The sequence below is a fragment of the Actinopolymorpha alba DSM 45243 genome, assembly GCF_000373925.1.
In the GTDB taxonomy this organism is placed as follows: Bacteria; Actinomycetota; Actinomycetes; order Propionibacteriales; family Actinopolymorphaceae; genus Actinopolymorpha; species Actinopolymorpha alba.
This window is the reverse complement of sequence record NZ_KB892750.1, coordinates 99,455-107,496: the sequence shown is the minus strand read 5'-3', so window position 1 is coordinate 107,496 and position 8,042 is coordinate 99,455. Positions and strand designations below refer to the sequence as shown.

Genomic DNA, 8,042 nt, shown 5'->3' with positions numbered 1-8,042 from the left:
ACCGATCGACGCCAGCGAGCACGGCCACCAACTCCGGACCGGGAAGCATGTCGCCAAACCCGGGCGGGAGCGGAGAGATCCGCACACCATCGCCGTCGCTCGTACGTTCGATCTTACCCCACCAAGATCGTCACTGCAACGGGCGACGACCACAAGAGCCCTTATTTACAAAGCGATTCTGAGCGAGGAAGCATGGTCCCCTGTCACGTGGAGATAGATAGGCAGGCCCTGAATCCGCAGCCCGCTCCTATAGTCCTCACCATGGACCTCGTCTACCTCTACGGACCTCCGGCCGTGGGCAAGCTGACCGTCGCGACCGTGATCGCGGAACGCACGGGCTACCCGCTGTTCCACAACCACCTGAGTATTGACTGCGTCCGACCGGTCTTTGACTTTGGTAGCGAGCCGTTCTGGCGTCAGGTACACGCGATCCGCGAAGGCATCATTGCCGAGGCCGCCCGCGAGGGCCGCGACCTGGTTTTCACGACGGTCTACAACCACCCCGACTCCGCCCCACAGACCAATCGCCGCTTCGAGGCCGTCGAAAGCAACGGCGGCCGGGTCTGCCTCGTCCAGCTCACCTGCTCGAGGGAGGCACTGGAGGCGCGGGTACGAGCAGAGCATCGGTCCGCGATGGGCAAGGTCGCCACGGTGGAGCATCTGCGAAGGATGCTCGGGCAGTACGACATGTTCGCGCCGATCCCGGGACGGGACAGCCTGCACCTCGACACCAGCGACTTCAGCGCGACCGACGCGGCGGAGCGCGTCATCGAGCACTACCAGCTGTCGAGAGCCAGCCTGCCGCCCATCGGAGTACCGACTCGTCAGCCCGCGCGGTAGAACGCCTTCGCGGACGATCCGCTGAACCGAGCCGACGAACCCCGCGAGGTGCTCGTACACATGATCGAGGAGTACACCGGCACAACGGCCACGCCGACTTCCTGCGCGAACGCATCGACGGGACGGGTGGGGCAGTAACTCCGGGACCCCCGGCAAAATCGCCCCAGATCCGCCGATGAGTTCGGGCCGAGGGCCCAGTCTCTATTGACGTCACCCCACCTGAGAAGACCTGAGGAGCATCACTGTGAACGCCACCAACCGGGCATCTGCCGCCGAGGGCACCGGCCGGTACGTCGACGTCAACGGCATCAACCTCTACGTCGAGACCCACGGAGCAGGGCGCCCCATCATCCTGCTGCACGGTGGTCTCGGGTCGGGCGAGATGTTCGGGCCGATCCTTCCCGCGCTGGTCGACCACCACCAGGTCATCCTGGTCGACCTGCAGGGACACGGCCGGACCGCCGACATCGACCGTCCGCTCGACATCCGCCTCATGGCCGACGACATCGCGGCGCTCATCGACCACCTTGAGCTGGACAGGCCGGACCTCGTGGGCTACTCGCTCGGTGGCGGGGTCGCCCTGCAGACCGCGGTGAAGTACCCCACCAAGGTCGGTCGGCTCGTCGTGGTGTCGGCGCAGGTCCGCTCGGACGCGGTCTACCCGGAGATGCGGGCCCAGCAAGGCCAGATGGGCGCGGCCGCCGCCGAGTTCCTGAAGGACACCCCGATGTACGAGCTCTACCAGCGGGTCGCGCCGCGCCCCGAAGATTTCCCTCGCCTGCTGGACAAGATCGGCGAGGCGATGTCGAAGGGCTACGACTTCACCGAGGAGGTCCGCGGTCTCCAGGTGCCGACCCTCATCGTCGCCGCGGACGCCGACATGGCGCCGCCCAGCCACTACACCGAGGCGTTCAGCCTTCTCGACGGCGGCCTCCGCGACGGTGGCTGGATGGGCGAGGGACGACCGAAGGGCGGCCACGCGCTCGCGATCCTGCCCGGCCTGACCCACTACAACACCTTCAGCTCGCCGCTTCTCACCGCGACCGCCCTCGCCTTCCTCGACGAGTAGTCAAGCAGAGTGGCGTTCAACGGGTCCGATCTCGTAACGTCGGGCTGGACAGTGCGGGTCCGTCCAGCCCGACGTTACGCGTTCGACGACCACGACGATGGCCGCGACCTCTGGCTTGAGCGAGGTCGACCAGGCTGCAGTTCCTCGCCAACCTTCAGTGACACCTCAATGCGACTGCCAGACGATGCTCCAGGTCGGAGCGCAGCGTCGCCAACTGAAGGGGCTCGGACGGAAGGCCGAGGGATGCCGCGACCAACGCCTTCTTCGCGTTGAACGCCCGAACCCAGACGCCGGCCGCCCACGCCACGCCGCTCTCGGTTGGGGTGAAGCCGCGCGGCAACCGTTCGCTGTAGGCGTCGAGGAACGCCGCTGTCTGCTCGAAGGTGGCGGCCTGCCCGGGTCCTCCTCGCGCGACGTAGACCGCCGCCGCGGCGCCGGCCAGTGCTGCTTCGGGCTCGTAAACCAAGCTGTCCCAGTCGTACACACAGTGCAAGGCAGACGACATCCAGCGGAGATTCTGCGACTCCCAGTCCCCGTGACCGATCACGCGGTCGAGCGAGGCCGACAGAATCAGCTCGCGCGCATGTCGAGCCGCATCGTCGAGCCAGGACACTGCCGTGTGTTCATTCAGGTCGGCATCGAAGTCGTCGGGTGGTGGCCACAGGTCGGTCCCGTCATGGCGCCAGCCAACCCACGGAAGTGGTGCGCCAGCCAGCCGATCGGATCCGCAGCCACGCAGTGCTTCGACGAGATCGCGCAACCCCGCGGCAAAGCGGGACGCATGGGCGCGCGTGGCGGCCAGTTGCCGGCCCCCGCCGATCCATTCCTCCGCGGAGTACGCCTGACCTGCAACGTGTTCTGGCCCGGCAAGGACCCGCGGGCACGCGATCCCCTCGGCTGCGGCGGCTGACTGAGCCCGGCCGCAGTCGAGCAGCCGGTCGGCCCACGGCCTGACTTTCAGTACCACCCGTCGCCCGTCAGACAGCTCGACAAGCGACACCCTCGACAGATGCCCGCGCGACCACCGCAGCCGGCGGACGGATGAGCCGAGACTCATCTCGAGCCAGGCGTGGCCGTCCCGAGCGAGGTCGCCGCTCACTGGGCTACCTCGGCGGGGTGACCAAACGGGCCTGCTCGAAACCGACGCGGCATTGGATGTTGTCACTGCGACACTGTCCCGCATGCCTGAGCCGGAGTACAGCGACGACTACACCGACCCGCGCCTCGCGATCTTCTATGACCAGCTCAACCCGTGGGGGCCGGATCGCGACTTCTACCTCGATCTCGTCATGGCGGCCGATTCCGTGCTGGATGTCGGCTGTGGCACGGGCAGTGTGCTCCGGAAGGCCCGCCCGGCCGGACACACCGGGCGACTGGTCGGACTGGACCCTGCGGCGGCGATGCTGAACCAGGCCAAGGCCAGCACCGATGTCGACTGGATCCACGGCGACCTCGGCTCTGTTCCCTTCGACCAGGAGTTCGAGCTGGTCATCATGACCGGCCACGTCTTCCAGGTTTTCCTTACTGACAACGAGATCGCGGCGGCACTCACGGCGGTCCGGGCAGCGCTCGCCGACGGCGGCCGGTTCGCGTTCGAGACGTTGAACCCGCGGCTGCGTCCATGGGAGAGGTGGACTAACCAGGCAGAGGTCGTCGCCGCCGACGGCACCGTGGTCAGCACCGCGAACACCAACCCGCGGCTGGTGGAGCGCGGGATAGTCGAGGTGGTCGGCAGGTTCTCCAGCCCAAACTGGGAGCGGGAGGTGCTGTGCCCAAGCCGCTTCAGGTTCGTCGAGGTCGAGGAGCTCGACGCGTTCCTGTCGGAGGCGGGATTGGCGGTCGTGGAGCGTTACGGCCTCTGGGATCGGCGTCCGTTCACCGAGCAGCTGCCTGAGATCATCACCATCGCGACGGGCGTTTGATCGCCGAGCACTCTCAGCCTGAGCCTCTAGGGCGCCTCGGCGCAAGCCGGCCTGTCACTGCCCGGTTTCAGCCCAAACGCGATCAAGCGTCTGGACTAGCGTTGGTGAGGAACCGTCGAATCAGCTCGGCCACCTCGTCGACCGCGCTTTCGAGCAGGAAGTGGCCGCCGTCAAGCAGATGAATCTCGGCGTCGGGCTGATCCTGGGCGAAGGCGCGGGCTCCGTCGGGGCCGAAGATCTGGTCTCCGCGGCCCCATACCGCGAGCAGCGGCACTCGACTGGCGCGCAGGTAATCGTGCAGGAGTGGGTAGAGAGGAGGGTTGGTTGCATAGTCGAGAAACAGTTTGAGTTGGATTTTGTCATTGCCGGGGCGGGAGAGCAGCGCGAAATCATGGTGCCAGGTGTCCGGGCTGATCAGCGTCTGGTCCGGGACGCCCGTGACGTACTGCCACCTGATGGCATCGAGTGTGAACGCTTGCCTGATCGCGCTCTCGGTCCTCGGTGTCTGCTCGCGCTGATAGTCCCAAACCGTCTGCCAAAAGCTGGGGACGAACCCTGCGTCGTAGCCGTTTCCGTTCTGGCTGATGACCGCCGCGATCGCCTCGGGGTGTTTCAGAGCCAGGCGCCACCCGATTGGTGCACCGTAGTCCTGGACGTAGATGGCGTACCGGGCAACGCCGAGTTCACTGAGCAGGCCTTCGATGAGCTCGGACAGCGCGTCAAAGGTGTAGTCGAACTCCTCGACCGGCGGCATGTCGGACAGGCCGAAACCGAGATAGTCCGGAGCGATGACGTGATAGCTGTCGGACAGTCGCGGGATGAGGTTACGGAACATGAACGAACTGGCGGGGAAGCCGTGCAGCAGCACGATCGCGGGGGCGTCGGCGACGCCTGCCTCCCGGTAGAAGAGCTGCCGGCCGCGGACAGTGCCGTAGCGGTGGTGAACGGCAGTCATGGCCATACGTGCACGATAACCGCAAGACAGCATTGACGACGGTCGAAGCGGTGCGATTGCCTCCCAATGCGTTCCGCAGGAGCGGTCGGCCGGCCAGCATTGTCACCTACGCGTAAGCAGTTGCTCCCACAGTTGGGACAATTCTTCGGTTCGGACCGCCGACTCGGGAAGCTCGGCTTCCTCGCCACCTTCGACCCATTCGGGACCATTACCCAACAGCCGCCGGACATAGGAGCCATCGGCAAGGATGATGTGGTCGAGGGTGGCGCGGATGCTTCATCGACGCACTCTCCCCCGGGCCGTGCTCTTCGCTCAGAAAAGCTGCGGGTCCTGGCCAAGGGGCAGGTCGAAATCTGATGGCATCGCTTCCCTGGCTCTGCGATCCTGCGGCAATGGCCGAGGTACCCGCGCTACCTATGACGACCCTGCTCATGCTCACCGGGCCGGCTGGCTCGGGAAAGTCAACCGCGGCCGCCGCATGGGCGTCACGCGGAACTTCGCCTCGGTCCCTGATCGATACGGACGCATTGAGATGGTTGATCCGCGCTGGTGTTGCTCATCCGGAGCACGGCTGGACACAGGAGACTCAGCGTCAATGGGACGTTGCGATGGACCTCTGGAAGGCCATGGTCCGCGTCTACAAGCTCCACGGGATCGACTGCGTGGTCGACATCTACGCTCCACCGTGCCCGCCCGAGACAGGCGACGACATCATGACCGAGTTGGGTATTCGGCGGATCGTCTTACTCCCCAGCTTGGAGGTTTGCTTGGCACGGAACCTCGCACGTAACAGGAATCCGCTCCTGGAGGACAGCGACCTGCGCTCGAACTACGAAGACTTCGCATGGTGTGTTCGTCGACACAATCCCCACAACGTGATCGACAACAGTGCTCTCACGGTGGACGAGACTGTCGAGGCCATCGACGCGGTGCTGCGCGAGTCGGCAACCTCCTGATCCGGACGACCGCTCGCCGCTGCCCACTCCGACGCACCGCGAGCAGTTCGTAACGACGGACTATGCGGACAGCGCTTCGGGGTGCTCGAGCAGCCAACTGCTCAGCCGGATGGCGGCCAGGTTGTTGTGGAGCCACTCGCCCGGGTCGTTCCCGAAGCCAGCGTATGCAGCATGGTAGATCCGTGCAGCGGCGGTGTAGGGGGCAAGCGCACCGCGTTCCCTGGGAGTAAGCGGCCGGCCAGTGGCGATCTCGTAGTCCTTCACAAGTTGTCGTGCTCTATCCCACGGGAACAAGCAGGGATCCGCGGCCGTCCGCTCGTTCAGCATGAGCACCGAATGTGTGAAGGAGAACGCCAGGTCGTGAATACGCGGCCGCAGTGCAACGAATCCGAAGTCGAGATACACCGTCTCACCTGCTGGCGCGCTGCCGAAGTTCGCTAGCTTGACGTCCCCATGCACAAGCTGGGCTGGAAGCTGCGCGGGCGATACCCAATGACGCCGGAGTCTAGAAACCACTCTTCGGAGACTGCGTGCGATCTCCCTGGCCTCGCGGTCGTCGTCCACAGCCGCCTCGGTGGTTGGTAGCCACTTCGACAATGTGCTTGGTGCGGCGAAGATCGACGTTGGTGGGCGAGGAACCGCGACCCCGAGGGACGCCAAGCAACGGTGAAGCCTGCCCATGGCTCGGAACATCCACGCGTGCGAGGACCACGTGTCGGCGAGTTCGTCGTGCGGGATGTATGGCTCAAGTTCGGCCCACCGATCAGCGCAGCGGAAGACAGTCAGGCCATTTCGGCTGACGGCTACCGGGACAGTGAGCCCATGCTCGGATACCAAGCGCCGCACACGCTGTATCGACATCAGCCGCCTCCGGGAGACGAACGCCGGATGCACCCGCAGCACTAACCCGGCGGGCTCAAGCCGGAGGTTGCGGCTCATCCAGCCGCCGAGATCAGTGACCCGGCTGCCGGGAGCAATCTCGCCAGCCAGTCGTCGCACCACCAGATCGTCGGGCGGCGTGGAGCGAAGAAGGGGCGGCGAGGACGGAGGGGGTGGGCCAGCTCGGACACGATCCGTTTGCGGCATCGAGCCAGTATGAAGGGGCTCCTTGGTGCGCCTCAAACCCGTTTGGCGCCCGGGACTGCCCGAGGGGCACATGATCGACAGCGCCCAGCGCCTGGTCGCGGCAGTGCATCACACGTGCAACGACGAGAGGCGATAAGGGTCAGGAACGGGCGGTCGTCTCGTTACGCTCCTTACCCGCTGACCCATCCAGATCACTAACCTCCCCCTATGAACGCTCCCGAGCCAGTCGACGAAGATCCGTCAGACCGCCATCAGAGACGTTACGCATGGCGGGTTCTGGCCTTGAACGTCGTGGCGGTGTCGCCGCCCGCACTTACGGCCGGGATGCTCAATCTGGCTCTGCCAGATATCGTGCGGCGTACCGGCGCGAGCAGTACCGAGATCACGTTGGCGGTGTCGGTCTACTGGTTGGTTAGCACCCGTGCTGCTGCTCAGCTTCGGACGGCTCGCTGACATCTTGGGGCGACGCCGCCTCTACATTGCTGGCATCGCCTTGTTTACCCTCGCCAGTGGAGGCTGCGCACTGGCGACGTCCCCCGAAGTGCTTATCGGCATGAGAATAGGCCAAGCCATCGGCGCCGCAGCCATCTTCGCCAACTCGATGATCTTGCTCGCAGATGCGTTTCCACCGGACCTGCTGAGCACTGGCCTGGGAATCAGCGCATCCGTCTTGTTACGGTCGGCGCGCTCGTTGCAGCGCCCATCGCCGGGCGAATCGCCAGGAGGTACAGGTCTCAGGTGTTGAGCACGTGGGGCCTCGGGGTCCACACACTCGCGCTTCTGGTCCTCACGGTCGCTCTCAATGCCCCGTCGGACATTGTGATGATCGGATGCCTGGCGGCGATCGGGGCCGGCGCCGCGCTGTTCACGACACCCAACAACCACGCCATCCTGTCCAGCGTCGCCGCAGACCAACGCGGCATCGCCAATGCAGTCCGCTCGACAGTCCAGAATGCCAGCGGACTTACCGGCACCGCTATCGTCTCGCGATCGTGGCCGCGCCCGCAGTGACCGCCCAGCCGTTTGCTTCCGCAGTCTCGTCGTTCCAGCTCGCCAGCGTGGTCCTCGCGGTGCTGTGCGGGACCGGAACGATCTTCTCGCTCACCCGCGGATCTCTGCGCGACCCGTAGTGACAAGGAGGGCCGGTTGATCGGGCTCGTCTCACGGCAGCGAGCCGGGCGGGCCCACGCCAGACGCCCGTGCGAGGATTCCCT

The 8,042-nt window shown here is 65.5% G+C and carries 11 protein-coding genes; 8 read left to right on the top strand and 3 right to left on the bottom strand.

The features are described from left to right. Positions 1-261 precede the first annotated feature (261 nt). Together B141_RS40750 and B141_RS0114970 are read left to right on the top strand one after the other, a co-directional pair. On the top strand, positions 262-840 hold the full coding sequence (locus tag B141_RS40750) for a P-loop nucleotide/nucleoside kinase family protein (RefSeq protein ID WP_020575989.1): 579 nt from the start codon (positions 262-264) through the stop codon (positions 838-840). A 244-nt stretch (positions 841-1,084) separates the two neighbouring features. Then, positions 1,085-1,909: an alpha/beta fold hydrolase gene (locus B141_RS0114970; RefSeq protein WP_020575987.1), complete on the top strand. Its 825-nt coding sequence runs from the start codon at positions 1,085-1,087 to the stop codon at positions 1,907-1,909. Positions 1,910-2,063: 154 nt separating this feature from the next. On the opposite strand, the gene B141_RS40745 is transcribed toward B141_RS0114970, so the two are convergent. After that, positions 2,064-3,008: a phosphotransferase gene (locus B141_RS40745; protein ID WP_020575986.1), complete on the bottom strand. Its 945-nt coding sequence runs from the start codon at positions 3,006-3,008 to the stop codon at positions 2,064-2,066. Positions 3,009-3,090: 82 nt separating this feature from the next. Here B141_RS40745 and B141_RS0114960 point away from each other — a divergent pair, with 82 nt between their 5' ends. After that, positions 3,091-3,831 (top strand): class I SAM-dependent methyltransferase, encoded by a 741-nt coding sequence (locus B141_RS0114960; protein WP_020575985.1) that lies wholly within the window; start codon positions 3,091-3,093, stop codon positions 3,829-3,831. Positions 3,832-3,913: 82 nt separating this feature from the next. Here the strand turns inward: B141_RS0114960 and B141_RS0114955 are convergent, their stop codons facing one another. Beyond that, positions 3,914-4,792, bottom strand: coding sequence for an alpha/beta fold hydrolase (locus B141_RS0114955; protein ID WP_020575984.1), 879 nt, complete (start codon positions 4,790-4,792; stop codon positions 3,914-3,916). Between the two features lie 410 nt (positions 4,793-5,202). Between B141_RS0114955 and B141_RS49295 the strand changes: the two genes are divergently transcribed. Beyond that, positions 5,203-5,742 (top strand): AAA family ATPase, encoded by a 540-nt coding sequence (locus B141_RS49295; protein ID WP_157181023.1) that lies wholly within the window; start codon positions 5,203-5,205, stop codon positions 5,740-5,742. 60 nt (positions 5,743-5,802) lie between these two features. On the opposite strand, the gene B141_RS47455 is transcribed toward B141_RS49295, so the two are convergent. Then, positions 5,803-6,681, bottom strand: a complete 879-nt coding sequence (locus tag B141_RS47455) for a phosphotransferase enzyme family protein (protein ID WP_157181022.1) — start codon at positions 6,679-6,681, stop codon at positions 5,803-5,805. 354 nt (positions 6,682-7,035) lie between these two features. Between B141_RS47455 and B141_RS50705 the strand changes: the two genes are divergently transcribed. Genes B141_RS50705 through B141_RS49290 form a run of 4 tightly spaced genes read left to right on the top strand, consistent with a single transcriptional unit; the run spans position 7,036 to position 7,958 of the window. Next, positions 7,036-7,281 carry a hypothetical protein gene (locus B141_RS50705; RefSeq protein ID WP_202805786.1) on the top strand — a complete coding sequence of 82 codons (246 nt, stop codon included), beginning with the start codon at positions 7,036-7,038 and terminating at the stop codon, positions 7,279-7,281. Further along, entirely contained in the window at positions 7,250-7,573 is a 324-nt protein-coding gene (locus B141_RS52820; RefSeq protein WP_202805785.1) for an MFS transporter, read from the top strand. Before B141_RS50705 ends, B141_RS52820 begins: the two co-directional genes overlap by 32 nt. After that, positions 7,492-7,839 (top strand): MFS transporter, encoded by a 348-nt coding sequence (locus tag B141_RS52560; RefSeq protein ID WP_420313592.1) that lies wholly within the window; start codon positions 7,492-7,494, stop codon positions 7,837-7,839. The genes B141_RS52820 and B141_RS52560 overlap by 82 nt, the downstream gene beginning before the upstream one ends. Continuing rightward, on the top strand, positions 7,821-7,958 hold the full coding sequence (locus tag B141_RS49290; RefSeq protein ID WP_157181020.1) for a hypothetical protein: 138 nt from the start codon (positions 7,821-7,823) through the stop codon (positions 7,956-7,958). The genes B141_RS52560 and B141_RS49290 overlap by 19 nt, the downstream gene beginning before the upstream one ends. Positions 7,959-8,042 lie beyond the last annotated feature (84 nt).

Excerpts from the sequence above, each read along its gene's own strand:
- B141_RS50705 (WP_202805786.1), top strand. The coding sequence starts at position 7,036 with ATGAACGCTCCCGAGCCAGTCGACGAAGATCCGTCAGACCGCCATCAG.
- B141_RS49295 (WP_157181023.1), top strand. The coding sequence starts at position 5,203 with ATGACGACCCTGCTCATGCTCACCGGGCCGGCTGGCTCGGGAAAGTCA.
- B141_RS0114955 (WP_020575984.1), bottom strand. The coding sequence starts at position 4,792 with ATGGCCATGACTGCCGTTCACCACCGCTACGGCACTGTCCGCGGCCGG.
- B141_RS47455 (WP_157181022.1), bottom strand. The coding sequence starts at position 6,681 with ATGAGCCGCAACCTCCGGCTTGAGCCCGCCGGGTTAGTGCTGCGGGTG.
- B141_RS40750 (WP_020575989.1), top strand. The coding sequence starts at position 262 with ATGGACCTCGTCTACCTCTACGGACCTCCGGCCGTGGGCAAGCTGACC.
- B141_RS0114960 (WP_020575985.1), top strand. The coding sequence starts at position 3,091 with ATGCCTGAGCCGGAGTACAGCGACGACTACACCGACCCGCGCCTCGCG.